Source organism: Pseudomonas sp. TE3911, from assembly GCF_054062775.1.
Window position 1 is genome coordinate 810,920 of record NZ_JBSSFP010000001.1, and the last position, 26,271, is coordinate 837,190.

Genomic DNA, 26,271 nt, shown 5'->3' on the forward strand with positions numbered 1-26,271 from the left:
TCTAATGTCGCAGGGCGACACTTAGCGCGGTGGCAGGGTTTTCTGGCGCAGGATGTAGATCGTGACGAGTACCGCACTGGTCAGCATGAACCCGCGTGCCCACGGCAGCGGCACCAAGTAGCACGAGAGGCCGATGCTCAGCCACATCAAGCCAATGGCGTAGACCTTACCCTTGAGTGGGATGCCATTGCCGTCCAGATAATCGCGAATCCAGGGGCCCAGGCGCGGATGTTCCACCAGCCACTGGTAGAAACGCGGGGAGCTTCGAGCGAAGCAGGCGGCGGCGAGCAGGAGGAAGGGCGTGGTCGGCAATACCGGTAGGAAAATGCCGATTACCCCCAGCGCTACGCTTAACCAGCCGATGGCTAGCAGCACGTAACGCAGGAGGAGCGAGCGATTGCCCATGGGTGTCACGGGCAAGGGACTCAGTGGTGACGAGGCTTGAGGATCGCCGGTTTTTCGTCAGGGGCGTTGCACAGCAGGTACAGGGCGGTCAGGGCTTCCGGGATCTGTACGATCATGTCGTCCATCAGGTTGGCGTCGGCGGCGATGTCGGAAAACTCAGCTTCTTCTTCAAACAGCCCCGAACCGACCATGATCGGCAGCAGCATTTCGCTGACTTCTTCCTCGGCGGTTTCGAACCAGGCAGCTTCACGCAGGAACACGCCTTCCATGAAACCGATGCACCAGCCGCGCAGGTCGGAGTCGTCCGGATCTTCGCCCAGGTCCAGCTCGCATGGCAGTTCGAATTCCTCATCGGAGGCCAGTTGGCGAGCGATGTGGGCCTTGAGGGCCAGCAGGGTGGATTCGATTTCTTCGCGCTGGGCGTCGTCTGCGTAATGAGGCTCTTCAGCGAATAGCGCGTCAATCCATTCACGGTCGGGAACGACGTCGGAGCAGATCGAAAGGGCGGTCAGGTAGCCGTGGGCGGCCACATAGTCCAGCGCCTCGTCATGCAGCTCATCGGCGTCGAGGAAGGCTTGCAGGCGGGTTAGTTGCTCAGCGAAGGACATTGAAGGACTACCTTGGGAATAAACGATGCTGAATTCTAGGCGTTCTTGCGCGCCCAAGCCAGTCGGCATGCAGATTTGCCCGGTTTTAGAGACGGGCTGCAATTCGTCAGCGGCGCCCTTTGCCGGATGGTGCTCGGGTATACTGCCGCGTTTTGTGATGCCCCAGCAGGCCAAGCGCCAGGTCGAGAAAACTCCACTTACGGATTATTTTCCGTGAGGTCGGATTTTTTCGACCAGCCTGTACAGAGGGATTTCGGCACTATTTTGTTGGAGTTATACATGCTCGATCAGGCTCAACGCGTCCTCAAGGACATCTTCGGCTACGACAGCTTTCGTGGCCGCCAGGGTGCGATCATTGAGCGCGTGGCCAAAGGCGGTGACGCCCTGGTACTGATGCCTACCGGCGGCGGCAAGTCGTTGTGTTTCCAGGTGCCTGCATTGTTGCGCAACGGGCTGGCCGTGGTGGTGTCGCCGTTGATTGCATTGATGGACGACCAAGTGGCGACCCTGGAAGAACTTGGTGTCGCCGCCGCCGCCTTGAATTCCACCCTCAGTGCCGAGCAGCAGCGTGACCTGGCCGCACGCATCAAGCGCGGTGAAGTGAAAATGCTCTACCTGGCCCCCGAACGCCTGGTGCAGCCGCGCATGCTGGCGTTTTTGCAGAGCCTGGAAATTGCCCTGTTCGCCATCGACGAAGCTCACTGTGTATCCCAATGGGGGCACGATTTCCGCCGCGAATATTTGCAGTTGGGTCAACTGGCGGAGCTGTTCCCGGACGTTCCGCGCATCGCCCTGACCGCCACCGCCGACAAGCGCACCCGCGAAGAAATCGTCGAGCGCCTGCACCTGCAGAACGCCGAGCGTTTCCTGTCGAGTTTCGACCGACCGAATATTTTCTACCGCATCGTGCCCAAGGAGCAGCCGCGCAAGCAGTTGCTCGCGTTCCTCTCTGAACGGCGCAGCGACGCGGGCATTGTCTATTGCCTGTCGCGCAAGAAGGTCGATGAGGTGGCCGCGTTCCTCTGCGAGCAAGGCTACCCGGCGCTGCCGTACCACGCCGGTCTACCTAATGAAACGCGCTCCGCTCACCAGAAGCGCTTCCTCAACGAGGAAGGCCTGATCATGGTGGCGACCATCGCGTTCGGCATGGGCATCGATAAATCCAACGTGCGTTTTGTCGCCCATATGGACCTGCCAAAATCCCTTGAGGCTTACTACCAGGAGACCGGGCGTGCTGGCCGTGATGGTTTGCCGGCGGATGCGTGGATGGTCTACGGCCTGCAGGACGTGGTGATGCTCAAGCAGATGTTGCAGAACTCCGAAGGCGATGAACGGCACAAGCGCTTGGAGCAGCACAAACTCGACGCCATGCTCTCGTTGTGTGAAGAGACTCGCTGCCGCCGTCAGACCTTGCTGGCGTATTTCGACGAAGACATGCCGGAGCCTTGCGGCCATTGTGATAACTGCATCGATGGCGTGCAGACCTGGGACGCTACCGAGCCCGCACGCCAGGCGTTGTCGACCATCTACCGCACCGGTCAGCGTTACGGTGTGGGCCATCTGGTGGATGTGTTGCTGGGTAAGGACAACGAAAAAGTCCGCAGCTTCGGTCACGAAAAACTCTCGGTCTACGGCGTCGGTAAAGCCCGCGCTGAGGGCGAGTGGCGTTCGCTGTTCCGCCAGATGGTCGCGCGCGGCCTGGTGGATATCGACATTGAAGGCTACGGCGGCCTGCGTCTGAATGACAGTTGCCGCCCGCTGCTCAAGGGCGAGGTCAGCCTGGAACTGCGTCGCGACCTCAAACCGCAAACCACTGCCAAGACCAGCACCAGCCAGGCCAGCCAGCTCGTGCGAGGCGAGGAGCGCGAGCAGTGGGAAGCCTTGCGCACCCTGCGGCGCAAATTGGCACAGGAACACAGTGTGCCGCCTTACGTTATTTTTCCCGACTCCACCTTGCTGGAGATGCTGCGCGAGCAGCCCACCACCATGGCCGAGATGGCGCGGGTCAGCGGCGTCGGTGCACGCAAACTGGAGCGCTATGGCCAGGCGTTCCTCGAAGTGCTCGGCGGCCAGGCCGAAGCACCGAAGGAAATCGCCGACATTCGGCACGAGCTGATCAGCCTGGCGCGCGCTGGCATGACGCCGATCCAGATCGCGGGCCAACTGCAATGCTCGGAGAAAAACGTCTACACCCTGCTTGCTGAATCCATTGGCAAGCAGCAGTTGTCCCTGGAGCAGGCCCTTGATTTGCCGGAAGATTTGCTCGGTGAAATCCAGGATGCATTTCTCGACGGAGAAGGCGAACTGCCACCGGTAGCCGAGATTGCGCCACTGTTCACAGGACGTGTTCCAGAGGGTGTTTTGTACTGCGTGCGGGCCGCTTTGCAGTCTGAATTCGAAATTTAGTGTGCCAATTACGACAATGTAACGATTCAGTTCATAGCAACTCTTGCCTAGTGGCATGGCTCATGCTTAGCTGGCTAATAATTAGCCACACTTTATTTTCAGTCTAACCCATGAGTTTTTTATGCCGTTAACCGATCAACACCGATTTGGCATGCAGCTGGCGCAAATGTCCCGAGGTTGGCGCGCCGAGCTAGACCGCCGTTTGGCGGGGCTGGGCTTGTCCCAGGCGCGCTGGCTGGTGCTGCTGCACTTGGCCCGTTTTGAAGAAGCTCCCACTCAGCGTGAGCTGGCGCAAAGCGTTGGCGTAGAAGGGCCGACCCTGGCTCGCTTGCTCGACAGTCTCGAAGGCCAGGGCCTGGTGCAACGCCAGGCAGTGGTTGAAGACCGCCGCGCCAAGCGCATTCTGCTGTGTGACACCGCGCGGCCGCTGATCGAACAGATTGAAACCATCGCCACTGAGTTGCGTCACGAGCTGTTCGTGGGCGTGGATGAAGCGGATTTGAGTGTGTGCATGCGCGTGCACGGGCACATCCTGGCGAATCTGGAAAAGTCCTGAACCCAAGTGCAGTGAAGATCAACGTGTGTGGGGCTAATTGTGGTGAGCGGGGCAAGCCCGTTCACCACAATTAGCCGCTCCAACACTGATTCAGCGTTGTCTCAGAACGTCTGCCCCAGGTTCAGGTACACCGCCTTCTGATTATCATCGTTGAACCCGTAGCTGAAATTCAGCGGCCCCAACGGTGTATCAAACCCCAGAAAAATACTCGCAGCGTTTATATAACCGCTGTCGAACTCATTGTCGTTGTTCCATGCCCGGCCCCGCTCCAGAGACGCGCCCAGGTACAACGGGAAATCCAACGGTAAGTACGAGCGCGGCGTCAGTCGGCGGTAGTACACCGCGCGCATCAGGCTGATGTTCTGCCCGGAAATCGCATCCTGGCGGAAGCCCGACAACTGTCGCGCACCGCCCAGCAGGAAGCTGGAAATCACCACATCGGAATCATCCAGGGTGCGCCCATACCGGCCGCCCAGCACCAGCGTGTCCGGGCCATGGCTCATGGCCTTGTCCAGCTTGAATTCCCATTGTCGATAGCGCTGGTCCGAACCCAGTCCCGGTTCGAACTCGCGGTAGGCCAGGCCGATGTCCTCACCGGTGTGCGGGAAGTACACGTTATCCAGGGTGTCGAAGGAGTACTTCAGTTCATAGAAACCTTCGCTGAAGCTCACACTCGGCAGGTCGCGGTCGCCGATGCGCACATCCGCCTTGCCCCAGGCCTCGCCGACACCGAAGCGGATCTCGCCGCTGTTGCCGATCTGCCGCCCCACGTTCAGGCCGAAACCATAGCGTTCCAGGCGGTATTCGGAGATGGGGTCGTTGTCCAGAATCAGCTCGACGTTCTGCGCCTGGGCGCTGAGATAGGGTGCGATGAAGTAGCGCGAGCCAGCGTCCATCGGTTGATAGAACTCGCTGTACAACTCCTGCCGATCACCGATCTGCACGCGGGTCAGCCACTCGGCACCGAGGCGATTGATGCCGTTCATGCGGTAGCTCGCGCCGAGGTTGAAGGCGCTGTCGCCGCGCATATCGTCCGACAGGTTCAAGCCCAGGCGCAGGTAGTCGGTGCCGCTGCGCTTGCCCCGCGCGCTGATCACCAAGGTGTTGTCGTGGCCTTTTTTCACCACGCGGTATTGCACCTGCTCGAAGTAATCCAGGCCGTACAACGTGCCCATGTCGGTTTGCAGACGGCCAAGCTCCAACGGTTCGCCCAACGGTTGGCGGATGTAGTAGCGGATCACGTCGTCGCTGACTTTCGAATCGTTCTCCAGCTTGATCGCGGTGATCACCGGGGTTCGCTCGCCTGGAGTCCGCGCGGCCACCAATTCGGGGTCAACCGGTTCGGCAGGGCGCAAATGGGCCAGGCGAACGTCAAGGGCGCGGGTGGCACGGTAGCCGGCGTCGATCATGTCTTTGGCGCGGCCGAAATCGGTCACGCCAAAAGCGGACAGTGGCGGCTGGATCAGTACGTCCTTGGGATTGAGGGCCTTGAGCTGTTCTTCTGAGTTGCGCCGGGTCATCAGGGTGATGGACTGGTTGAGCACATCTACCACGGTCGCGAGTTGCTTGCGTGAGCGCAGCGGGGTGCCGATGTCGACCACGATGGCGATGTCCACGCCCATCTCACGCGCCACATCCAATGGGATGTTATCGGTCATGCCGCCATCCACCAGCAGCCGGCCATCCAGCTCTACAGGGGCGAACACCGCCGGGATCGACATACTGGCGCGGATTACCTGGGGCAGGTGGCCCTTGCGGAACACTACTTTTTCGCCGGTGGTGATGTCGGTGGCCACGGCGCGAAAGGGGATCGGCAGCTTGTCGAAATTACGCGTGTCGCTGCTGTGGGCGAACATGCTTTCCAGCAGCAGCGCCAGATTCTGGCCCTGGATCACGCCCAGGGGCAGGCCGAGGCTGCCGTCATCGCGGAAGCTGAGCTTCTGCTTGACCAGGAAATCCCGGTCATCCTGCTTGCGCCGAAACGGCACGTCTTCACGCGGCGGCGCGTCGGATAACGCCTGCTGCCAGTCGATGCTCAGGGCGAGCTTTTCCAGCTCGTCGATCTTGTAGCCCGAGGCGTATAACCCACCAATCACCGCGCCCATGCTGGTGCCGGCAATGGCGTCGATATGGATGCCCTGTTCTTCCAGGGCCTTGAGCACGCCAATGTGCGCCAGGCCGCGGGCGGCACCGCCGGACAGCACCAGGCCGATTTTCGGTCGGGGTGGTTCAATGGCGTCGGCAAGCAGGGGGACGAGGCACAGAAACAGGCAGGACAGCAGGCGGCGCATCAGGAATCTCAGGGCTGGGCGATAAAGGCCGGTATTATAGCCACTCGATCCTCATCCCTCGTCATGCCAGGAACTTGTCAAATGATGTCCGTCAGCAAACCCGAGATCGTTATCACCTATTGCACCCAGTGCCAGTGGCTGCTGCGCGCCGCGTGGTTGGCTCAGGAACTGTTAAGCACCTTTGCCGATGACCTGGGCAAAGTGTCGCTGGAGCCAGCGACTGGCGGCGCGTTTCGTATCACCTGCGATGGCGTGCAGCTTTGGGAGCGTAAGGCTGACGGTGGTTTCCCTGAGGCCAAGGTGCTCAAGCAGCGCGTGCGCGATCAGATCGACCCGCAGCGTGACCTGGGGCACAACGACCGTACACAGTGAAGGTCACCGCCATCGGCTGACGGTGACTGATGGAGGCCGCTACTTGGCGGCCATTTTGCTTTTGATGAAGCCCACGACCCACGTCAGCACCAGGCCTCCGACGCCGCCGCCGACAATATTGCTGCCGACCGCCGCCACATCCAGCGCCTCACCGCCCGAAGCGCCCGTCAGTGCCGTCACGATCTGGCCCAGTACAAGCCCGCCGACACCGCCCAGCATGGTATTGAGCCCGGTCCCCAGGCTTTGTTTGGTCATGCCGGCCAAATTGCCGCCGACGGCACCGCTGATGATTTGAACCAGTAAGCTGATAAACATTTCCATGATGTAGCCTCTGCATCGCGTTTAAGGAGTGACTACTCGCTTGCAGCAACTGCAGGGCACACCAAGGCTGTCGTCGAGCGGTCAGTTATCCGTTGAACGACTCCAGACTGTTGCGGATGTTTAAAGTATAGATCAGGTCGTTGCAGTCGGCTGTTTGGCCTGGCTGGCGCTGCCCATCAGCCCTGAGAGCACGATGGCGACGATGATCAGCGCGCCCCCCAGCAGCATGCGCAGCGTCGGGGTTTCGGCGAACAGCAGCCAGGCCGCGGTAATGCCGTAGACCGGCTCCATGGCAAATACCACGGAGGCGGTACGCGCCTTGATTACTGCGAGGCTGGCGACAAACAGGCTGTGGGCCAAGCCTGTGCAGAACACGCCGAGCAGGCCGATCCACAACCAGTCCAGCGCACGCACATCCGCCAACCCCGGCGCGGCCACGGGCAATAGGCACACCGCAACGACCACGTTCTGGCACAGGGCTGCCTGTACGGCAGGAATGCGCCCGGAGCTGGCACGGTTGTTCAGCGACAATAAAGAGAACAGCAGCCCCGACGCGATGCCCCACAGCAGGCCGCCGGTGGCTTCGCTGGCCAGGTTGAAGTCCGGCGTCACCAGCACCAGGCCAACGGTGACCAGCGCCACCAACACGACTTCATTGGCGCGGATACGCTCGCGGAAGATCAGCCCTTCAAGGATCACGGTAAACGCCGGAAACGCCGTGAACCCGAGCGTGGCGACGGCCACGCCAGCGACTTTGACCGCCATAAAGAACGTCACCCAATGCGCGGCCAGCAACACGCCGCTGACCAGCAGGCGTTTCCAGTCGCGCAGTTCCAGCGTTTTCCAGGGTGCGTTGCTGACGAAGCGCGCAAACACTGCCAGGGCAATCACGGCAAACGCGGCGCGACCGAATACGATAATGGCCGGTGAGGCGGCCGCCAGCTTGCCGAATACGCCGGTAAGGCCAAACATCAGTGCGCCGATATGCAGGGCGCCGAGGGCTGAACGGGGAGTCATTGCGATCCTTGAACCAACGGGAGTGACAGGACCGCAGTCTAGAGGGTGCTACTACGCACGTCTGTCGCGCAGCTCGCGATTTTTAGCGCCAGCCTCGCCCTATGCCGAGCGCCGCAACGCGCCGGGAGAGGCGCCAAACTCGCGCAACATAGCGGCGGCAAAGGCACTTTGAGAGGTGTAGCCGACACGCTCGGCGATTTCACCGATGGGCAATGGCGTTTCGCGCAGCAGGTTCAGGGCCAGTTGCAGGCGACGGCTGCGGATGTAATCCATGGGTGTTTGGCCGCACTCGGTCACAAAGCGCGCATGCAGGCGCGCCACCGACAGGCCGGCAATCCGCGCAAGGTCGGCGACCTGCAGCGGATGGGCGACGTGGCGCTCTATATGCGTATTGAACGCCGCATACGGCAGGCGCCGGCCAGGTACCGGTTGGGCCAGTGAATGATTGAGGCTGGCCAGCAACAGCACCGCGCCCTGTTGCACGATCAGTGGGTCATCCACCGGGCTATGGGCCAGCCATTGCACCAGTTGGTGTTGTCGCGAATCCAACGCCAGGCGCGCCGGTTGATCCAGCAAGCGGCGGCTTGCATCGGCGTGTTCACCCAACGATTGCAGCACCCAATGCTCCGTGGGCACATCCAGCACCAGGCAGCGGCTGCCATCGCGACTGCCGCAGGCATGGTGGGCAGAGAAGGGCAGGACCATCACGCTGCTTTCACGCACCTGGCTGCCACGGCCATCGACTTCCAGGTCCAGATGACCGGACAGGCCGAACACCAACTGCGCATGTTCATGGCTATGGGCGATGGGCGCTTCGAGGTAGTGGCGCAGGGTGAGGGTAGGTCTCATCGCGGTCTCCTATGCAGGTCGCCAGTCTACAACGCTTCGCGAACACGGGCTTTGTCATCAGACTGACGCACAGTTGTCATGGGCTATTAATCGCCATGGCGCAAGCTCGCGAAAACAGCGTCGAGTGATGCCCATGACCAGTGCCGAGTTCACCAAGCCCAGCCGCAAGCAACGGGTACGTACCCTGTGGATTTCCGACGTGCACCTGGGCACCCGGGATTGTCAGGCCGAACATTTGTCGCAATTCCTCAAGGGTTACCACGCCGACAAGGTGTACCTGGTGGGCGATATCATTGACGGCTGGAAAATGCGCGGCGGCATGTATTGGCCCCAGGCCCATACCAACGTAATCCGTCGCCTGCTGACCATGGCCAAGCGCGGCACCGAGGTGATCTACGTCACCGGCAACCATGATGAGTTCCTGCGGCGCTATTCCAAGCTGATCCTGGGCAATATCCAGTTGGTCGATGAAGCAGTGCACGTCACCGCCGATGGCCGGCATTTGTTGGTGATCCACGGTGACCAGTTTGATGTGATCACCCGTTATCACCGCTGGCTCGCATTCCTCGGCGACTCTGCCTACGAATTCACCCTCACGTTGAACCGCTGGTTGAACCATTGGCGTGCGCGGTATGGCTACGGCTATTGGTCGTTGTCGGCGTATCTGAAGCACAAGGTCAAAACGGCCGTGAGCTTTATCAGCGATTTCGAAGAGGCCATCGCCCATGAGGTGACCAAACGCGAGTTGCACGGTGTGGTGTGCGGGCATATCCACCATGCGGAGATTCGCAAAGTGGGCGAGGTGGATTACCTCAACTGCGGGGATTGGGTGGAGTCGTGCACGGCATTGATCGAGCACTGGGATGGGAGTATCGAGTTGTATCGGTTGGCGGACGCGCAGGCGAAAGAGGCGCTGCTGAAAGCCGAGATGGTCGCCAGCTGAAGGGTGTACTCGGTCAAAATGTGGGAGGGGGTTTGCCCCCGATGAGGGAGTGTCAGCCAGTACACCTGTCACTGACCCACTGCCATCGGGAGCAAGCCCCCTCCCACATTTTCAGTCCCGGTTTCGTCAGTTGGATACGTCGGCGATGGCTTCGGCCAGGAGTGTCAGGCGTGTCGCATCAATACCCGCCACGTTGGCTCGCCCCGAACTGACCATATACACGCTGTGCTTTTCCCTCAGTTGCTTGACCTGCTCGGCACTCAAACCGGTATAGGAAAACATCCCGCGTTGTGCGCCGATGTGCGCAAAGCGCTCCGATAAACCATGGGGCGCCAACGCCTCCACCAGTCCGGAACGCAACTGCGCGATCCGCGCACGCATGGCTTCGACTTCCTCGCTCCACTGCTTTTTCAGCTCGGCATCACCGAGGATAGTCGCGACCACTGCCGCACCATGGTCCGGCGGCGTAGACCACAGATTACGCGCGATATTCGCCAGTTGGCTGCGTACATCCGTCAGCTTCTCGGCGTCTGCAGCGCACACGATCAGCGCGCCAACACGGTCGCTGTACAGGCCGAAGTTTTTCGAGCACGAGCTGGTGACCAATACTTCCGGCAACTCTCTGGCAAACAAGCGCACCGCCCAGGCGTCCTGCTCCAGGCCATCGCCGAAGCCCTGGTAGGCGAAGTCGATCAGTGGCAGCAGTTGGCGCTCGCGCACGATCTGCAGCACGTGGCGCCAGTCATCCTGGGACAGGTCGAACCCGGTGGGGTTGTGGCAGCACGCGTGCAGCAGCACCACATCACCTTTTGGCACGGTGGAAAGGGTCGCTAGCATCGCCTCCACATCTAGGCGGTTGTCGGCGCCTACATACGGATAGTGGCTGACCTTGAGCCCGGCCTTGGCAAAGATGCTTTCGTGGATTGGCCAGGTCGGGTTGCTCAGCCACACGCCGCGTCCTGGAAGGTTTTGAGCGATGAAGTCGGCACTGAGGCGCAAAGCACCGGTACCACCCGGGGTTTGCGTGGCGCCGGCCCGGCGTTCACGGATAAGTGCAGAATCGGCACCGAGGACCAGCTCGCTGATCAATGTGCCGAACGCTGCATTGCCGTGGCCGCCGATGTACGTTTTGGTGGTTTGGGTGTCAACCAGGCGCTGTTCGGCGAGCTTCACCGAATGGGGAATCGGCGTCAGGCCCTGATCATCTTTATAGACGCCCACGCCGAGGTCGAACTTGTTCGGGTTGGTGTCCTGGGCATACAGGTCCATCAGCCCGAGGATCGGGTCGCCGGGCACGCGGCCAATGGCATCGAAATGCATTACTTGCGGCCCTCGGCGTCCTTGGCCACTTCGTCGGTGCGGGCGGCCATGATGAAGTCGTTGCGGTGCAGGCCTTTGATGGAGTGGCTCCACCACGTCACGGTGACTTTGCCCCATTCGGTGAGCAGGCCCGGGTGATGGCCTTCGGCTTCGGAGATTTCACCCATGGCGTTGGTAAAGGCCAGGGCGAATTTGAAGTTCTTGAACAGAAAAACCTTTTCCAACTGCATCACGCCGTCGCGGACTTCGATGTTCCAGTCTGGGATCTGCTTGAGCAGCACCGGCAATTCTTCATCGCTGACTTGTGGGGCATCGGCGCGGCAGGCTTCGCAGTGGGCTTGGTTCAAGGTGGTCATGTGGTGGTGTCCTGAATTCGAGTGTTTAAAAACGGTCGTCAGTGGCGTCACCCTAAAGCAACGCGGGGCCAGGGAACAGACTCACCTGGCCTTAAAAGCCACGGTTCATGCGGCCTTGGGTTTTGGCGGGAATTTCGGCGCATGCAACCCAAGCTGCATACCGCGCTCGACCATGCCCATGATGTCTTCCTGCGCGACTTCGAACAGGCGCTTGAGGTTGGGCAGTACGAAATACAGCGGTTGGAGGATGTCGATGCGATACGGCGTGCGCATCGCTTCCAGCGGGTCGAAGGCCTGGTGCTCGGGCTCGTCCGACAGGCAGTACACGCTTTCCTTGGGCGACGACAAAATCCCGCCACCGTAGATGCGCCGACCCTCGGGCGTATCCACCAAGCCGAACTCGATGGTCATCCAGTACAGGCGCGCCAGGTACACCCGTTGCTCCTTGCTGGCCGCCAAGCCGAGCTTGCCGTACGTGTGAGTGAATTCGGCGAACCAGGGGTTGGTCAGCAGTGGGCAGTGGCCAAAGATCTCGTGGAAAATATCCGGCTCTTGCAGGTAGTCCAGTTCTTCACGGGTACGAATAAATGTCGCCACCGGAAATTGCTTGTTAGCGAGCAATTCGAAGAAGGTCTGAAAGGGGATCAGCGCGGGGACCCGGGCCACTTGCCAGCCGGTGGTCTCGGCCAGCACTTTATTGATTTCGCCCAACTGTGGAATGCGGTCCAGGGGCAGGCCAAGTTTGTCGATACCGTCCAGGTATTCCTGGCAAGCGCGGCCTTCGATCACTTTCAACTGGCGCGTGATCAGAGTGTTCCACACCGCGTGTTCTTCCGGCGGGTAGTGGATAAAACCTTGCGCATCGGGCTCGCGGGCCACGTAGTGCGTCTGCTTCATACGGCTCTCCTGCTAGGCATTCGTTCTTGTTATGTCATGCGATGAACCTATTGATAACCCGCGCGGAGCAGGATTCCATCTGTTTGTGAGCGGATATTGTAGGAAAAAATACCGATTTTCGTAAATTAATCGTTACGCTTGTGTGGTTCATCGCGCCGTTGGGCTGTGAAAAGCACATAAGCTGTCACATAATCTTGACGACTATCTGCGCCCAGCGACAAAAAGACGCGGCGCCTACCCACTTTTTCGGGCCCTTTCATGCGTATCAAAGTGCACTGCCAAAACCGCATCGGCATATTGCGGGACATTCTCAATCTGTTGGTGGAGTACGGCGTCAACGTCGCCAAGGGCGAGGTCGGTGGTGAGCATGGAAATGCCATTTACCTGTTTTGTCCGAACCTGGTGAACATGCAGTTCCAGGCATTACGTCCGCAGTTCGAAGCCATTGCCGGGGTGTTTGGCGTGAAAAGGGTAGGGCTGATGCCCAGCGAGCGCCGGCACATGGAGCTCAATGCCTTGCTCGGTGCGTTGGAGTTTCCGGTGCTGTCCATCGACATGGGCGGCTCCATTGTCGCCGCCAACCGCGCGGCGGCGCAGTTGCTCGGGGTGCGCGTGGACGAAGTTCCGGGTATTCCGCTGTCGCGCTACGCCGAGGACTTCGACTTGCCGGAACTGGTGCGCGCGAGCAAGTCGCGGATCAATGGTCTGCGGGTCAAGGTTAAGGGTGACGTGTTCCTGGCGGACATAGCGCCACTGCAATCCTCCGAGCACGACGACAGCGAGGCCATGGCTGGCGCGGTGCTGACCCTGCACCGCGCCGACCGCGTGGGCGAGCGCATCTACAACGTGCGCAAGCAGGAACTGCGCGGCTTTGACAGCATCTTCCAAAGCTCCAAAGTCATGGCGGCGGTGGTACGTGAAGCCCGGCGCATGGCGCCGTTGGACGCACCGCTATTAATAGAAGGCGAAACCGGCACTGGCAAAGAATTGCTGGCCCGCGCCTGCCACCTGGCCAGCCCCCGTGGGCAATCGCCGCTGATGGCGCTCAATTGTGCTGGTCTGCCGGAGTCGATGGCTGAGACCGAGTTGTTTGGCTATGGCCCCGGCGCGTTCGAAGGCGCGCGGGCCGAAGGCAAGCTCGGGCTGCTGGAGCTGACGGCGGGCGGTACGTTGTTTCTCGATGGCGTGGGGGAAATGAGTGCGCGCTTGCAGGTGAAATTGCTGCGCTTCCTGCAGGATGGTTGCTTCCGTCGGGTGGGCAGTGATGAGGAGGTGTACTTGGATGTGCGGGTGATCTGCGCAACCCAGGTGGATTTGTCCGAACTCTGCGCCCGTGGCGAATTCCGCCAGGACCTTTATCACCGCCTCAACGTGCTGTCGTTGCACATCCCACCACTGCGCGAATGCCTTGATGGGCTGGGGCCGTTGGTTGACCACTTTCTTGACCAGGCCAGCCGTCAGATCGGCTGCCCACTGCCCAAGCTGGCGCCGGCGGCGATGGAGCGACTCAGTCACTACCACTGGCCGGGCAATGTGCGGCAGTTGGAAAACGTGCTGTTCCAGGCCGTGTCGTTGTGCGAGGGCGGGACGGTCAAGGCCGAGCATATTCGCTTGCCGGATTATGGCGTGCGTCAGCCGCTTGGCGATTTTTCCCTGGAGGGTGGGTTGGAGGCGATCGTCGGACGGTTCGAGAAGGCGGTGCTGGAGAGCCTGTATGCCGAGCACCCGAGCAGCCGGCAGTTGGGCAAGCGGCTTGGGGTATCGCACACCACCATAGCCAATAAGTTGCGCGATTACGAAATTCTGAAGGCTGATAAATAACCTGTGTGGTTGGGGGGGCTGCTTCGCAGCCCGGCGTGGGGCAAGCCCGCTCACCACAGCAAGCTCGCTCTCACATTTGATCTACGTCGTTGCCGTAAGCGGCAGTAGTCCGCCGTTTTTTCGACTATCCCCAGTCCTTCAAATCCTGCTGACTCAACGCAAACCCCCGTCCTGCCTGGTCTTTCCCCTTTTTTTAAAAGTTGGTTCGCAAATTGCTTAAGCCTCATCAGTACAGCGGTGGGCGGCAAGCCTGCGTCAGAAAGAGGAAAGAATGTGGACAAGTACCTTTATGTGGCAATGACCGGCGCCAGCCAGAATGCTCTGGCGCAGAAGGCCCATGCCAACAACTTGGCGAACATTTCCACCAACGGCTTTCAACGTGACCTGGAACAGGCGCGTTCGATGCCGGTGTTCGGTGACAGCTTTCCGGCGCGGGCGTTTGCCCTGACCGAACGTCCAGCCACCGACTTCACTCCCGGCGCGATGATCGAAACCGGTCGTGATCTGGACGTGGCGGTCAACGGCGACGGTTGGATGGCGGTGCAAACCCCGGATGGCAGCGAAGCCTATGTGCGCAGCGCCAGCATGAACGTCGATGCGTTGGGCGTGCTGCGCGCCGGTAACGGCATGCCGATCATGGGCAACGGTGGCCCGATTGCCGTGCCGCCCCAGCAGAAGATCGAAGTTGGTTCCGACGGCACCATCAGCATCCGCGCCATGGGCGAAGGCCCACGGGTGATGGCTGAAGTGGACCGGATCAAGCTGGTCCAGCCTGACCTGAAGAATATGAATAAAGGCCTCGATGGCACCATTCACACCAAAGATGGCCAGCCGGCCGTGGCCGATGCGAGTGTCAAGCTGACCTCGGGTTTCCTGCAGGCAAGCAACGTCAATGCCGTGGAAGAAATGACGGCAGTGCTGGCGCTTTCCAAGCAGTTCGAGCTGCACATCAAGATGATGAACAGCGCCAAAGAAGACGACCAGGCCATGACTCGCGTCATGCAGATGAGCTGATCAGCGCTCACTCACTAATTTGCTAAACGGCGCCAACAAACAGGCGCACGAAGGAGAACACCATGCTTCCGGCTCTATGGGTTGCCAAAACAGGTCTGTCCGCCCAGGACACCAACCTGACCACCATTTCCAACAACTTGGCCAACGTGTCGACCACGGGCTTCAAACGTGACCGCGCCGAGTTCCAGGACTTGCTCTATCAGATCAAGCGCCAGCCAGGCGCCCAGTCGACCCAGGACAGCGAATTGCCGTCGGGCCTGCAATTGGGTACCGGTGTGCAAATCGTCGGCACCCAGAAGAACTTCAACGCCGGTAACCTGCAGCAAACCGGCCAGCCGCTCGACATGGCTATCAACGGCAAGGGGTTCTTCCAGATCCTGCAACCGGATGGGACCACTTCGTACACCCGTGACGGCACGTTCCACCTGGACGCCAACGGCCAGATCGTGACGGCCAACGGTTTCGCCCTGGAACCGGCCATCGTCGTGCCGAACAACGCCCAGACCTTCACCGTCGGCAACGACGGCACCGTGTCCATCACCGTGGCCGGTAACCCGGCATCGCAAGTGATCGGCAACCTGCAAACCGCCGACTTCATCAACCCGGCTGGCCTGCAGGCCATGGGTAATAACCTGTTCCTGGAAACCGCCTCCAGCGGCGCGCCGCAAATCGGCACCCCTGGCCTGAACGGTTTCGGCACCACGCTGCAAAGCACCCTGGAAACCTCCAACGTGAGCACCGTTGAAGAGATGGTCAACATGATCACCACTCAGCGCGCCTACGAGATGAACTCCAAGGTGATTTCCACCGCCGACCAGATGCTCTCGTTCGTAACGCAGAATCTGTAATCAAGTCTATGGGGCGCTCTTGAAGGCGCCTGCAACACCGTGAGGTATGGGTCATGAATCGCTATGTTTCCGTTTTGGCATTGAGTGGGATTGCCGTGCTCGCGGGCTGTGTCGCCCCGACGCCCAAACCCAATGACCCGTACTACGCGCCGGTGTTGCCGCGCACGCCGTTGCCGGCGGCGGCCAACAATGGCTCGATCTACCAGGCGGGTTTCGAACAGAACCTGTACAGCGACCGCAAGGCGTTCCGGGTTGGTGACATCATCACCATCACCCTGAACGAGCGGACCCAGGCCAGCAAGAACGCCAACTCGCAGATCGGCAAGACCAGCAAGGCCAGCATTGGCCTGTCCTCGCTGTTCGGCGGTGTGCCGAACACCAATAACCCATTGGGCAGCGGTGACTTGAGCCTCGATGCCGGCTACAGCGGCGACCGTGCTACCAACGGCAAGAGCGCTGCGGCGCAAGGCAACACACTGACCGGTTCGATCACCGTGACCGTGGCCGACGTGTTGCCTAACGGCATCATCGCGGTACGCGGTGAAAAGTGGATGACCCTCAATACCGGTGATGAACTGGTGCGCATCGCCGGCATGGTCCGTGCCGATGACATCGCCACCGACAACACCGTGCCGTCGACACGGATTGCCGATGCACGCATTACCTACTCGGGTACGGGTTCGTTTGCTGATGCGAGCCAGCCGGGTTGGTTCGACCGTTTCTTCCTTAGCCCGCTGTTCCCTTTCTAGGTGGCCACTTTGAAACTCAAACAGCTGATGGCTGCCGCACTCCTGCTTTCGTTAAGCGCTGTCGCCCAGGCCGAGCGCCTGAAAGACATTGCGAGCATCTCCGGCGTGCGTTCCAACCAGTTGATCGGTTACGGCCTGGTAGTGGGGCTCAACGGCACGGGTGACCAGACCACCCAGACTCCGTTCACTCTGCAGACCTTCAACAATATGCTCTCGCAGTTCGGCATCAAGGTGCCGGCGGGCTCGGGTAACGTGCAGCTCAAGAACGTCGCGGCCGTGTCTATCAGTGCCGACTTGCCGGCGTTCTCCAAGCCGGGTCAGGTGGTGGACATCACCGTGGCCTCCATCGGTAACTCGAAAAGCCTGCGCGGCGGCACGCTGCTGATGACGCCGCTTAAAGGTATCGACGGTAACGTCTATGCCATCGCCCAGGGCAACCTGGTGGTGGGTGGGTTTGACGCCGAAGGTCGTGACGGTTCGAAGATTACCGTCAACGTGCCATCGGCCGGTCGCATTCCTGGCGGTGCCACGGTGGAACGTACCGTGCCCAGTGGTTTCAACCAAGGCAACAGCCTGACCCTGAACCTCAACCGTTCCGACTTCACCACCGCCAAGCGCGTGGTCGACAAGATCAACGACATGCTCGGCCCTGGCGTGGCCCAGGCCATCGACGGCGGCTCGATCCGTGTAACTGCGCCGCTGGACCCAAGCCAGCGTGTGGATTACCTGTCGATCCTGGAAAACCTTGAAGTCGACCCAGGCCAGGCGGTGGCCAAAGTCATCATCAACTCGCGCACCGGCACCATCGTGATCGGCCAGAACGTCAAGGTGTCGCCGGCAGCGGTGACCCACGGCAGCCTGACCGTGACCATCACCGAAGACCCGATCGTCAGCCAGCCTGGGCCGTTGTCCAATGGCCAGACGGCGGTAGTGCCGCGCTCGCGGGTCAATGCTCAGCAGGAAGCCAAGCCGATGTTCAAGTTCGGCCCTGGCACCACGTTGGATGAGATTGTCCGCGCGGTGAACCAGGTGGGCGCTGCGCCAGGCGACTTGATGGCAATTCTTGAAGCCCTGAAACAGGCCGGCGCCTTGCAAGCCGACCTGATCGTAATCTGAGGCCGTGGCCATGGATATGCGCAAGAGCGGGATCAGCAGCACGGCGGACTCGGGGTCTTACTCCGACTTGAACCGGCTTAACCAGCTCAAGGTCGGCGACGACAAGAACAGCGAAGGCAATATGCGCAAGGTGGCGCAGGAGTTCGAGTCGCTGTTCTTGAGCGAGATGCTCAAGTCGATGCGCTCGGCCACAGAGGCCCTGGGCAAAGACAACCCGATGAACACGCCTGCGGCCAAGCAATATCAGGAGATGTACGACCAGCAACTGGCGGTGTCGTTGTCCCGTGAGGGCGGTGGTATCGGCCTCGCCGACGTGCTGATGCGCCAGATGCAGAAGAACAAACCGGTGGACGCCGCTGCGGCCACTTTGCAGGGCCCGGCAGCCGCTGAACCGTTTAAGAAAGTCGACGTGCCGACGGAAATTGCCGCCGGCACCCAGGCCCAGGGTCCGCTGGGTCGCTCCAATGGCCAGCGTCCGTTGTGGGCCTACCGCGTGGCAGAGCCCCAGGCCGGTGCCGCTGCTGCCCATAGCAACGATATGGAGCTGATGAACCAGCGTCGGATCGCCTTGCCAAGCAAGCTGACCGATCGCCTGCTCGCCGGCATCGTTCCGAGCACCCAAGTGGCGACCGAGGCCAAGGCCGCGCCGCTGCGTAACAGTGCCTCCGATGACAACGTCGTCAATAGCACCGCACGCAGTTTTGCGGTGCCCAGCGACCGTATGCAGATCTACAGCCGCGCCGTGGCCCAGCCGCCGCTGGCACCGGCGAAGAAGGCGTTCAGTTCGCAGGACGAATTTGTCGCGACCATGCTGCCGATGGCCAAGGCGGCTGCGGCGCGCATTGGTATTGATCCGAAGTACCTGGTGGCCCAGGCCGCCCTGGAAACCGGTTGGGGCAAATCGGTGATGCGCGCCGAAGATGGCAGCAGCAGTCACAACCTGTTCGGCATCAAGGCCGGCCAGAGTTGGCAGGGCGGTCAGGCGCGTGCGATCACCAGCGAGTTTCGCGATGGCGCGATGGTCAAGGAAACGGCGCAGTTCCGTTCCTACGACTCCTACCAGGACAGCTTCCACGACCTGGTGACATTGCTGCAAAGCAATGATCGCTATAAAGAAGTTGTGAAGTCGGCCGACAACCCGGAACAGTTTGTGCGCGAGTTGCAAAAAGCCGGTTACGCCACCGATCCGGCCTACGCCAGCAAGATTTCGCAGATCGCAAAAACGATGAACAGTTATCAGAATTACGCTGCCGCGGGCGCGACCACTCATTTATAAGGTCTGAACCATGAGTTTGCTCAATATCGGGATGTCGGGGCTTAACGCCGCTCAAGGATCGTTGTCGGTCTTGAGTAACAACATCGCCAACGCCAATACCGCGGGCTATTCGCGTCAGCAGACCACCCAGAGCGCGAACGCGTCGAATCAGTACGGCGGCGTGTTCATCGGCAGCGGCACCACCCTGGCCGACGTGCGCCGGGTCTACAACGAATACCTGGACACCGCTTACCAGAACAGCACCTCGCTCAACAGCGATGCCAAGGCTTACCTGGACCAGATCAGTGCGGTCGACAAGACCCTGTCAGACAAGACCACCGGCATGTCCGCCGTGCTCAGCTCGTTCTTCGCGGCGGTGCAGACCGCCTCGGCCAGTCCGAACGATGCTTCGGCCCGTCAGATCCTGCTTACGAATGCCCAGACCCTGACCAACCGGTTCAACACCATCTCCAGCCAGTTGAGCCAGCAGAAAGAGACCATCAACAGCCAGTTGACCTCGATGAGCGATCAGGTCAACCAACTGACGTCGTCGATTGCGTCCCTTAACAAGCAGATCGCCCAGGTACAGGGTTCGTCGAACACTTCCCCGGCCAACCTGCTGGACTCCCGTGCCGAGGCTGTACGCTCGCTCAATGAGTTGATCGGCGTGACCGCCACGGAAAAGAACGGCGTGTTCAGCCTCAGCACCGGCAGTGGCCAGTCCCTGGTGCTGGGCGATCAGTCCAGCAGCATTTCCGCGGTGCCGAGCAAGAGCGACACCAGCCAGTACACGATCCAGTTCAATGCGCCGGGCGGTACCGCCCTGGACTTGGGCAACGTGATCAGTGGCGGCAGCATCGGTGGCCTGCTGCGTTATCGCAGCGATGCGCTGATGCCGGCAATCAATGACTTGGGGCGTATCGCGATTGTCACTGCCGATGCTCTCAACAGCCAGTTGGGCCAAGGCCTGGACCTCAATGGCGAGTTCGGCGCCTCGATGTTCACCGACATCAATAACGCAGCCTCCGTTGCCCTGCGCAGCCAGGCGGCCCAAGGCAACCTGGGCGACGGCGCCTTGGGCGTGACGATCAAAGACAGCAGCCAGTTGACCAACTTCGATTACAAGGTCAGCTTCAACGATGGGACCAATCTCAACAAGGTGACGGTCCTGCGATCCGACGGCAAGGCTATGGGCACTTATGACCTGAGTGCCACGCCGCCGCCGGTTATCGACGGTTTCACCCTGGCGGTCCAGAGCGGCGCAGTGCAGGCGGGTGACAGCTTCAAGGTCAGCCCGACCGCCAACGGCGCCAAGGAAATCGGCACCGTGCTCAGCGATCCGAGCAAGATTGCCTTTGCCGCGCCGTTGCAGGGCGAGGCGGGTAAAACCAACCAGGGCACCGGCACCTTTACGCCGCCGACCCTCACAGTGCCTCTGGATATCCAGGGTGGCGCCGACACCGCGCAATTGCGTACGGGCATTGAGCACTCGATGCCGGTGACGATGGTCTTTGGTAAGCCCGCGGCCGATGGCACTCAGGCTTACACCCTCAGCAACGCCCAGGGTGATCCGATCGGCTCCGGCACTATCATTCCAGGCCAGGCCAACAAGATCAGCATCAGCGTGCCGATGCGCGATGCCGGCGGTGTCTTGTTGTCGCCAGCCAAGAGCTTCAGCTTCGACACCACGGTGGGCGGTTCGCCAGCGAACGGCGACAGCACCTCTTTCTCGTTCAATGCCTCCGGCAAGTCCGACAACCGTAACGCCCAGGCTCTGCTCAGCCTGCAGACCAAGTCAACCGTAGGCCTCGCGGCCGATGGCAGTGGCGGCACCAGCCTGGTGGGGGCCAACAGCAAGTTGGTCTCGACCGTCGGCGCCAAGGCTGCAGCGGCCACCACAGACACCACGGCGACCAACGCGCTGTTGACGGCCAACAAGAACGCACGCAACTCCGTATCCCAGGTCAACCTGGATGAAGAAGCGGGCGACATGATCAAGTTCCAGCAGTACTACACAGCGTCGTCGCAGATCATCAAGGCTGCGCAAGAAACCTTCAGCACGCTGATCAATAGTCTTTAAGGGAGTCTGGGACGATGCGCATTTCTACACAGCAGTATTTCGACACCAGTGCCAGCAAGTATCAGAACAATTATTCAGGTGTGGTGCAGGCCCAGCAGCAGGCCAGCTCCGGCGTGCGTGTGCAGACCGCCGCCGATGATCCGGTGGCTGCCCAGCGCTTGCTGATGCTGCAACAGCAGAAAGATATGCTGTCGCAGTACAGCGGCAATATCACCAGTATTCAGAACAAGCTGACTAACGAAGAAAGCATCCTGGATGCGATCAACACCACGATCCAGGCCGGCAGCCAACTGGCGCTGCGTGCCGGTGGCGTGACCAGTGATGCTGACCGCAAGTCCATTTCGGTTGAGGTGGGCGCACTTGAGGATCAACTGTTGGGCTTGCTCAACAGCAAGGACTCGGCCGGCAACTATCTGTTCTCAGGCTCAAAGACCGACACGCCGCCGTACTCGCGTAACAACGATGGTACTTACAGCTATCAGGGCGACGAGAACGAGCTGAGCCTGCAGGTATCCGAGACCCTGACGGTTCGCACCGGCGACACCGGCAAGACCATCCTGGAAGGGGCGGTCAATACCAGTCGCACCCAGTCCAATTACCTCGCGCCTGCCACTGCGCCGGTGGCGCCTGCGATTTCGCCGCCGCTGGTCGACGACCACAAGGTCGCCTTATCGAGCGGCCTTGTGACTTCGGGTTCCGACTACACCCGGCAGTTTGCCGACGGCCAGCCGTACAAACTGACGTTCACCAGTAGCACCCAGTACGTCATTACCGACAAAGACAACAACGACATTACTTCGCAGGTTGCCGGTAACGGGACGTTCGACTCCACCAAGGAAGGCAATGCCAGCGTCAACCTGCGTGGCGTCAAGTTCGATATCACGGTAGACCTGACCGACGTTGCTACCGGGCCTGATGCCGATGCGCTGGTCAAGGGGCGTGAGTTCAGCCTCAGCGCCAAGCCTGACGGGTTCAACATCGCCCGAACCGCGAGCAACACTTCCAGCGCGCAATTGACCAATGCCAGTGTCAGCAGTGCGGCCAACTATTCGAGCACGTTTCCTAACAGCGGCGTATTGATCAAGTTCGACGACACCGACCCGACGGCCTACAAGGTCTATGCCCAGCCGTATACCGCCGGCAGCAAACCGATCGTGGACAATGGCGTCATCACTCCCGGCACCGGCACCCCGCCGGGCCCGAGCACCATCACGGCGGCAGGCGTTACCTTCGAACTGAGCGGCACGCCGAACGTTGGCGACCAGTTTTCGGTGGGCAACACCACCCAGAAGACGCAGAACGCCCTCGATACGCTAGGTCAACTGCGCAAGGCTCTGGAACAACCGGCAGACGGCATTCCGGGCGCGCGGGTCAAACTTCAGGACGCCTTGAATGCCGCCGTCAGTAACCTGACCAGCTCGGCCGACCAAGTGGACAACGTACGTGGCTCCATCGGTGCGCGTGAGAATGCGTTGACGGTGCAGGCCAGCGCAAACACTAGCATCAGCTTGGCCAACACCACGACCATGAGTGCACTGGCCAACGTCGACATGGGTGAGGCGGCGATCAACCTGACGCTTCAGCAAACCATGCTCGAAGCCTCGCAGCTGGCATTCGTGAAAGTCTCGCAGTTGAGCCTGTTCAACAAGATGTAAGTGGCGCCAAGTCAAGCGGCCCGCTCTGGAAACAGGGCGGGCCGTTGTCGTTTCTGGGGTTAAATTGTTGAAACGTTTTGCATAAAGCGCACAAAATTGAGTGACCTGTGAGTCATAAAGCGCATCTTCACTGTATCGTGTGAAAAGGATAAGTCGTCACAGGGTCCTTGCGGGGCGGCTTTCAGCGAGATTTTTATGGGGTTATCCCCTTTATTGTCAGCACTCCGGGCGCAGTCCTCGGGGTGTTCTCCAGCTATTTAGTATTGGGAAGCCACAATGATTGGCATAAAAAGCATCGCCAGTTACGTGCCGGCAGACGGGATCGATAACTACGCCCAGGGTGCCAAATTCGCCAAGGATGAAGAATTCATCATTGGCAAGATCGGTTCTGCGTTCCTGCCGCGCAAGGAAGCCGCGCAGGAAACCTCCGATCTGTGTGTCGAGGCGGTCAACGCTTTGTTTGCCAACAACCCGGATCTGAAGCGCGAATCGATTGATGCGCTGATCGTCGTCACCCAGAACGGTGATGAAGAGGGTTTGCCCCACACCGCCGCGATCGTCCAGGACAAACTGGGCCTGCCGACGCATGTGGCGGCCTTTGATATTTCCCTGGGCTGCTCCGGCTACGTCTACGGTATCTACGCGATGAAGGGCTTCATGGAAGCCACTGGCCTGAAAAACGGCCTGCTGATCACCGCCGACCCGTATTCGAAGATCGTCGACCCGGAAGACCGTAACACCACCATGCTGTTCGGCGATGCCGCTACCGCCACCTGGATGGGTGAAGACGCGCCGTGGTTGCTGGGCAAGTCCAAATTCGGCACCGACGGTTCCGGCGCACCGCACTTGAAGGTCAGTGATGGCGTGTTCTTCATGAACGGTCGCCAGGTCTTCAACTTCGCCTTGCTCAAGGTGCCGGCGCATTTGCACGAGCTGCTCAACGAGTCGGACCTCAAGGCTGATGAGATCGACGCGTTCTGCATTCATCAGGGCAGTGCGGCCATCGTTGACGCCGTGGCGCGCCGTTTTGAAGATGCCCCGGTGGACAAGTTCATCAAGGACATGGTCGAGACCGGCAACACCGTGTCGTCGAGCATTCCACTGCTGCTGGAAAAGCATGTGATGGACGCCAAGTGGAAGCGCGTGGCAATCAGCGGTTTTGGTGTGGGTCTGTCGTGGGGTTCGGCGATTCTGTATCGCCCGTGACGCTTTAATAGGCTGCATAAAAAAACGCCGATGATTTAGAAATCATCGGCGTTTTTTATTTGGCGCCAGAAAAGCCAATGAATCCGGGGTTTTGAGCTGATGTAAGCCGTTGAATTGCAAAGGGTGGCACGGCGCCAGTAAAAAAAATCAAAAAAATCCTCAAGCAACTGCCTACCACGACGATAACTATTACGTAGGTTCTCAGGCCACACCCGGCGGTTGCCAGGGCCGGAAGCCGCAGTATCCATCCAACGAGGATTTCGTCATGGCTTTAACAGTAAACACCAACATTGCTTCGATCACTACTCAGGGCAACCTGAACAAAGCTGGCGGCGCCCTGGCCACTTCCATGCAGCGCCTGTCTTCCGGCCTGCGTATCAACAGCGCTAAAGACGACGCAGCTGGCCTGCAGATCGCTAACCGCCTGACCAGCCAAATCAACGGCCTGGGTCAAGCAGTAAAAAACGTGAACGACGGTATCTCCATCGCTCAGACCGCTGAAGGCGCGATGCAGGCTTCGACCGACATTTTGCAAAAAATGCGTACCCTGGCTCTGTCTTCCGCTACTGGCTCCCTCAGCGCTGACGACCGTAAGTCGAACAACGACGAATACCAGGCTCTGACTTCGGAACTGACCCGTATCTCCACCACCACAACTTTCGGTGGCCAGAAGCTGCTGGACGGTTCGTACGGTACCAAAGCTATCCAGGTTGGCGCCAACGCCAACGAAACCATCAACTTGAGCCTGGAAAACGTTTCGGCCCAGAACATTGGTTCGCAGCAGATCAAGTCGACTGCCATTACTCCTACCGCTCTCGGCGTTGGTGCTACCACCCTGAAAGTGACTGGTAACGGCCAGACTGCAGACGTCGACGTTAAAGCTGGCGCATCGGCCAAGACCATCGCTGCCGGCCTGAACGGCGCAATCGGTGGCCTGAGCGCTACTGCCAGCACCGAAGTCAAGTTCTCGGTTAACGAGACGCTGACCAAAGGCGACCCAACTGCTACTCCAGCTGTTGCTGGTGTACCTGCCAACTTCGAACTGAGTGTGGGTTCTTCCACCGTTAAGTTCGTAGGTGTAACCGACACTGCTGGTCTGGCTGACCAACTGAAGTCCAACGCTGCCAAACTGGGCATCAGCGTTAACTACGACGAAGCCAAGGGCACCCTGGAAGTCAAATCCGACACCGGCGAAAACCTGTCCTTCAAGGCCGTTGGTGTGGGCGCTGATGCGATCTCGATTAACGTCAAAGACGGCAACGGCAAATACGCCGCTGACGCTGCTGGCGTTGAGACCCCAACCAAACTGGGCGCTGCTGACACTGACGTGATCATTGCCACTGGCCAGGTTTCCCTGGATTCGTCCAAAGGCTACTCGATCGCAGACGCAGGCACTAACGCACTGTTCGGCAAAGCTGACGCGTCTTCCCAGAAGACCACCGTTGCTATGACCGACGTGACTGACGCCTACAACGCTCAAAACGCCCTGTCTGTAATCGACAAGGCCATCGGCACCATCGACAGCGTGCGTTCGGGCCTGGGTGCTACCCAGAACCGTCTGACTACCACTGCAGACAACCTGCAGAACATTCAGAAGAACTCCACCGCTGCACGTTCCACCGTTCAGGACGTCGACTTCGCTTCCGAAACCGCCGAACTGACCAAGCAACAAACCCTGCAGTCGGCTTCCACCGCGATCCTGTCGCAGGCTAACCAGCTGCCATCCGCTGTACTGAAGCTGCTTCAGTAATCCCAGCGCTTGGTAACTAACGGAAGGGCGCGTCTACGTGCCCTTCCGTTTTTTCGGTTTAGAGGAGATTGGACATGGACATGAGTGTAAAGCTGAACCAGTCTTATCCGCCGGTTGCACCTCAAAGCGCACCTGCCAAGGTAGTGGCTGACAACAATGTTCTGAATGTCCAGGCAACGCCCGCGATTAGCCAAGAGCCCGCACGCGCCGACCTGGAAAAAGCAGTCACCGATATTCGCGATTTCGTTCAAGCTACCCAGCGTAGCCTCGATTTTTCCATTGATGATTCCACCCACCGTGTGGTGGTCAAGGTCATCAATACCGACAATGGTGAAGTGATTCGCCAGATTCCGTCGGAAACAGCATTGAAGCTGGCACAGAACCTCAGCAGCGCAAGCAACCTGTTGTTTGACGACAAGGCCTGAGCTGGCATGAA

Annotated in this window: 24 protein-coding genes; 15 read left to right on the forward strand and 9 right to left on the reverse strand. The window is 59.9% G+C overall.

All coding sequences use genetic code 11. The annotated features are described in order from the left end of the window. Positions 1-21: 21 nt before the first annotated feature. A complete protein-coding gene (locus ACVWXD_RS03780) occupies positions 22-405 on the reverse strand; it encodes a YbaN family protein (RefSeq protein ID WP_032887826.1) in 384 nt (127 codons plus the stop codon). 20 nt (positions 406-425) lie between these two features. Beyond that, positions 426-1,013 carry a UPF0149 family protein gene (locus ACVWXD_RS03785; RefSeq protein WP_032887828.1) on the reverse strand — a complete coding sequence of 196 codons (588 nt, stop codon included), beginning with the start codon at positions 1,011-1,013 and terminating at the stop codon, positions 426-428. A 279-nt stretch (positions 1,014-1,292) separates the two neighbouring features. On the opposite strand from ACVWXD_RS03785, the gene recQ reads away from it, so the two are divergent. Both recQ and ACVWXD_RS03795 read left to right on the forward strand, forming a co-directional pair. Beyond that, entirely contained in the window at positions 1,293-3,419 is a 2,127-nt protein-coding gene (recQ, locus tag ACVWXD_RS03790) for a DNA helicase RecQ (protein WP_032887830.1), read from the forward strand. Positions 3,420-3,540: 121 nt separating this feature from the next. Continuing rightward, entirely contained in the window at positions 3,541-3,975 is a 435-nt protein-coding gene (locus ACVWXD_RS03795; protein ID WP_032887832.1) for a MarR family transcriptional regulator, read from the forward strand. 101 nt (positions 3,976-4,076) lie between these two features. On the opposite strand, the gene ACVWXD_RS03800 is transcribed toward ACVWXD_RS03795, so the two are convergent. Continuing rightward, positions 4,077-6,266, reverse strand: a complete 2,190-nt coding sequence (locus tag ACVWXD_RS03800; RefSeq protein ID WP_122754437.1) for a patatin-like phospholipase family protein — start codon at positions 6,264-6,266, stop codon at positions 4,077-4,079. Positions 6,267-6,350: 84 nt separating this feature from the next. On the opposite strand from ACVWXD_RS03800, the gene ACVWXD_RS03805 reads away from it, so the two are divergent. Next, positions 6,351-6,638 (forward strand): SelT/SelW/SelH family protein, encoded by a 288-nt coding sequence (locus tag ACVWXD_RS03805; protein ID WP_032888088.1) that lies wholly within the window; start codon positions 6,351-6,353, stop codon positions 6,636-6,638. Between the two features lie 39 nt (positions 6,639-6,677). Here the strand turns inward: ACVWXD_RS03805 and ACVWXD_RS03810 are convergent, their stop codons facing one another. From ACVWXD_RS03810 to ACVWXD_RS03820, 3 genes are all read right to left on the reverse strand, one after another. Next, positions 6,678-6,959: a hypothetical protein gene (locus ACVWXD_RS03810; RefSeq protein ID WP_095185420.1), complete on the reverse strand. Its 282-nt coding sequence runs from the start codon at positions 6,957-6,959 to the stop codon at positions 6,678-6,680. 132 nt (positions 6,960-7,091) lie between these two features. Continuing rightward, positions 7,092-7,976 (reverse strand): DMT family transporter, encoded by an 885-nt coding sequence (locus ACVWXD_RS03815; RefSeq protein WP_032887838.1) that lies wholly within the window; start codon positions 7,974-7,976, stop codon positions 7,092-7,094. Positions 7,977-8,075: 99 nt separating this feature from the next. Further along, positions 8,076-8,825, reverse strand: a complete 750-nt coding sequence (locus tag ACVWXD_RS03820) for an AraC family transcriptional regulator (RefSeq protein WP_122681137.1) — start codon at positions 8,823-8,825, stop codon at positions 8,076-8,078. 133 nt (positions 8,826-8,958) lie between these two features. Between ACVWXD_RS03820 and ACVWXD_RS03825 the strand changes: the two genes are divergently transcribed. After that, positions 8,959-9,768, forward strand: coding sequence for a UDP-2,3-diacylglucosamine diphosphatase (locus ACVWXD_RS03825; protein ID WP_053133181.1), 810 nt, complete (start codon positions 8,959-8,961; stop codon positions 9,766-9,768). Positions 9,769-9,894: 126 nt separating this feature from the next. Here the strand turns inward: ACVWXD_RS03825 and ACVWXD_RS03830 are convergent, their stop codons facing one another. The 3 genes from ACVWXD_RS03830 to phhA all read right to left on the reverse strand — a co-directional run bounded on the left by ACVWXD_RS03830 (position 9,895) and on the right by phhA (position 12,341). Next, positions 9,895-11,088, reverse strand: coding sequence for an amino acid aminotransferase (locus ACVWXD_RS03830; protein WP_122754435.1), 1,194 nt, complete (start codon positions 11,086-11,088; stop codon positions 9,895-9,897). Then, positions 11,088-11,444 carry a 4a-hydroxytetrahydrobiopterin dehydratase gene (locus ACVWXD_RS03835; protein WP_010208721.1) on the reverse strand — a complete coding sequence of 119 codons (357 nt, stop codon included), beginning with the start codon at positions 11,442-11,444 and terminating at the stop codon, positions 11,088-11,090. Before ACVWXD_RS03835 ends, ACVWXD_RS03830 begins: the two co-directional genes overlap by 1 nt. A 105-nt stretch (positions 11,445-11,549) precedes the next feature. Next, on the reverse strand, positions 11,550-12,341 hold the full coding sequence (phhA, locus tag ACVWXD_RS03840) for a phenylalanine 4-monooxygenase (protein WP_032887847.1): 792 nt from the start codon (positions 12,339-12,341) through the stop codon (positions 11,550-11,552). 258 nt (positions 12,342-12,599) lie between these two features. Between phhA and ACVWXD_RS03845 the strand changes: the two genes are divergently transcribed. The 11 genes from ACVWXD_RS03845 to ACVWXD_RS03895 all read left to right on the forward strand — a co-directional run bounded on the left by ACVWXD_RS03845 (position 12,600) and on the right by ACVWXD_RS03895 (position 26,260). Continuing rightward, complete coding sequence (locus ACVWXD_RS03845; RefSeq protein ID WP_032887849.1) at positions 12,600-14,162, forward strand: sigma-54-dependent phenylalanine hydroxylase transcriptional regulator PhhR; 1,563 nt, start codon at positions 12,600-12,602, stop codon at positions 14,160-14,162. 273 nt (positions 14,163-14,435) lie between these two features. Beyond that, positions 14,436-15,176 (forward strand): flagellar basal body rod protein FlgF, encoded by a 741-nt coding sequence (locus ACVWXD_RS03850; protein ID WP_032887850.1) that lies wholly within the window; start codon positions 14,436-14,438, stop codon positions 15,174-15,176. A 62-nt stretch (positions 15,177-15,238) separates the two neighbouring features. Then, positions 15,239-16,024 carry a flagellar basal-body rod protein FlgG gene (gene flgG, locus ACVWXD_RS03855; protein ID WP_032887852.1) on the forward strand — a complete coding sequence of 262 codons (786 nt, stop codon included), beginning with the start codon at positions 15,239-15,241 and terminating at the stop codon, positions 16,022-16,024. A gap of 53 nt (positions 16,025-16,077) precedes the next feature. Further along, positions 16,078-16,773, forward strand: coding sequence for a flagellar basal body L-ring protein FlgH (gene flgH, locus ACVWXD_RS03860; RefSeq protein ID WP_032887854.1), 696 nt, complete (start codon positions 16,078-16,080; stop codon positions 16,771-16,773). A 27-nt stretch (positions 16,774-16,800) separates the two neighbouring features. Beyond that, complete coding sequence (locus ACVWXD_RS03865) at positions 16,801-17,889, forward strand: flagellar basal body P-ring protein FlgI (protein ID WP_081797739.1); 1,089 nt, start codon at positions 16,801-16,803, stop codon at positions 17,887-17,889. 10 nt (positions 17,890-17,899) lie between these two features. Further along, positions 17,900-19,165 carry a flagellar assembly peptidoglycan hydrolase FlgJ gene (gene flgJ / locus ACVWXD_RS03870; protein ID WP_260366331.1) on the forward strand — a complete coding sequence of 422 codons (1,266 nt, stop codon included), beginning with the start codon at positions 17,900-17,902 and terminating at the stop codon, positions 19,163-19,165. A gap of 10 nt (positions 19,166-19,175) precedes the next feature. Next, positions 19,176-21,224: a flagellar hook-associated protein FlgK gene (gene flgK, locus ACVWXD_RS03875; RefSeq protein WP_457370697.1), complete on the forward strand. Its 2,049-nt coding sequence runs from the start codon at positions 19,176-19,178 to the stop codon at positions 21,222-21,224. A 14-nt stretch (positions 21,225-21,238) separates the two neighbouring features. Continuing rightward, positions 21,239-22,879 carry a flagellar hook-associated protein 3 gene (locus ACVWXD_RS03880; protein ID WP_457370698.1) on the forward strand — a complete coding sequence of 547 codons (1,641 nt, stop codon included), beginning with the start codon at positions 21,239-21,241 and terminating at the stop codon, positions 22,877-22,879. Positions 22,880-23,155: 276 nt separating this feature from the next. Continuing rightward, entirely contained in the window at positions 23,156-24,085 is a 930-nt protein-coding gene (locus ACVWXD_RS03885; RefSeq protein ID WP_032887863.1) for a ketoacyl-ACP synthase III, read from the forward strand. Between the two features lie 265 nt (positions 24,086-24,350). After that, positions 24,351-25,835 (forward strand): flagellin N-terminal helical domain-containing protein, encoded by a 1,485-nt coding sequence (locus ACVWXD_RS03890; protein WP_457370699.1) that lies wholly within the window; start codon positions 24,351-24,353, stop codon positions 25,833-25,835. A gap of 74 nt (positions 25,836-25,909) precedes the next feature. Further along, complete coding sequence (locus tag ACVWXD_RS03895) at positions 25,910-26,260, forward strand: flagellar protein FlaG (protein ID WP_095185426.1); 351 nt, start codon at positions 25,910-25,912, stop codon at positions 26,258-26,260. Positions 26,261-26,271 lie beyond the last annotated feature (11 nt).

Excerpts from the sequence above, each read along its gene's own strand:
- ACVWXD_RS03865 (WP_081797739.1), top strand. The coding sequence starts at position 16,801 with ATGGCTGCCGCACTCCTGCTTTCGTTAAGCGCTGTCGCCCAGGCCGAG.
- ACVWXD_RS03800 (WP_122754437.1), bottom strand. The coding sequence starts at position 6,266 with ATGCGCCGCCTGCTGTCCTGCCTGTTTCTGTGCCTCGTCCCCCTGCTT.
- flgG (WP_032887852.1), top strand. The coding sequence starts at position 15,239 with ATGCTTCCGGCTCTATGGGTTGCCAAAACAGGTCTGTCCGCCCAGGAC.
- ACVWXD_RS03815 (WP_032887838.1), bottom strand. The coding sequence starts at position 7,976 with ATGACTCCCCGTTCAGCCCTCGGCGCCCTGCATATCGGCGCACTGATG.
- ACVWXD_RS03795 (WP_032887832.1), top strand. The coding sequence starts at position 3,541 with ATGCCGTTAACCGATCAACACCGATTTGGCATGCAGCTGGCGCAAATG.
- ACVWXD_RS03845 (WP_032887849.1), top strand. The coding sequence starts at position 12,600 with ATGCGTATCAAAGTGCACTGCCAAAACCGCATCGGCATATTGCGGGAC.
- ACVWXD_RS03810 (WP_095185420.1), bottom strand. The coding sequence starts at position 6,959 with ATGGAAATGTTTATCAGCTTACTGGTTCAAATCATCAGCGGTGCCGTC.
- ACVWXD_RS03895 (WP_095185426.1), top strand. The coding sequence starts at position 25,910 with ATGGACATGAGTGTAAAGCTGAACCAGTCTTATCCGCCGGTTGCACCT.
- ACVWXD_RS03785 (WP_032887828.1), bottom strand. The coding sequence starts at position 1,013 with ATGTCCTTCGCTGAGCAACTAACCCGCCTGCAAGCCTTCCTCGACGCC.
- ACVWXD_RS03805 (WP_032888088.1), top strand. The coding sequence starts at position 6,351 with ATGTCCGTCAGCAAACCCGAGATCGTTATCACCTATTGCACCCAGTGC.
- ACVWXD_RS03820 (WP_122681137.1), bottom strand. The coding sequence starts at position 8,825 with ATGAGACCTACCCTCACCCTGCGCCACTACCTCGAAGCGCCCATCGCC.
- ACVWXD_RS03890 (WP_457370699.1), top strand. The coding sequence starts at position 24,351 with ATGGCTTTAACAGTAAACACCAACATTGCTTCGATCACTACTCAGGGC.
- phhA (WP_032887847.1), bottom strand. The coding sequence starts at position 12,341 with ATGAAGCAGACGCACTACGTGGCCCGCGAGCCCGATGCGCAAGGTTTT.
- flgJ (WP_260366331.1), top strand. The coding sequence starts at position 17,900 with ATGGATATGCGCAAGAGCGGGATCAGCAGCACGGCGGACTCGGGGTCT.
- ACVWXD_RS03825 (WP_053133181.1), top strand. The coding sequence starts at position 8,959 with ATGACCAGTGCCGAGTTCACCAAGCCCAGCCGCAAGCAACGGGTACGT.
- flgH (WP_032887854.1), top strand. The coding sequence starts at position 16,078 with ATGAATCGCTATGTTTCCGTTTTGGCATTGAGTGGGATTGCCGTGCTC.
- ACVWXD_RS03880 (WP_457370698.1), top strand. The coding sequence starts at position 21,239 with ATGCGCATTTCTACACAGCAGTATTTCGACACCAGTGCCAGCAAGTAT.
- recQ (WP_032887830.1), top strand. The coding sequence starts at position 1,293 with ATGCTCGATCAGGCTCAACGCGTCCTCAAGGACATCTTCGGCTACGAC.
- ACVWXD_RS03780 (WP_032887826.1), bottom strand. The coding sequence starts at position 405 with ATGGGCAATCGCTCGCTCCTCCTGCGTTACGTGCTGCTAGCCATCGGC.
- ACVWXD_RS03885 (WP_032887863.1), top strand. The coding sequence starts at position 23,156 with ATGATTGGCATAAAAAGCATCGCCAGTTACGTGCCGGCAGACGGGATC.
- ACVWXD_RS03835 (WP_010208721.1), bottom strand. The coding sequence starts at position 11,444 with ATGACCACCTTGAACCAAGCCCACTGCGAAGCCTGCCGCGCCGATGCC.
- flgK (WP_457370697.1), top strand. The coding sequence starts at position 19,176 with ATGAGTTTGCTCAATATCGGGATGTCGGGGCTTAACGCCGCTCAAGGA.
- ACVWXD_RS03830 (WP_122754435.1), bottom strand. The coding sequence starts at position 11,088 with ATGCATTTCGATGCCATTGGCCGCGTGCCCGGCGACCCGATCCTCGGG.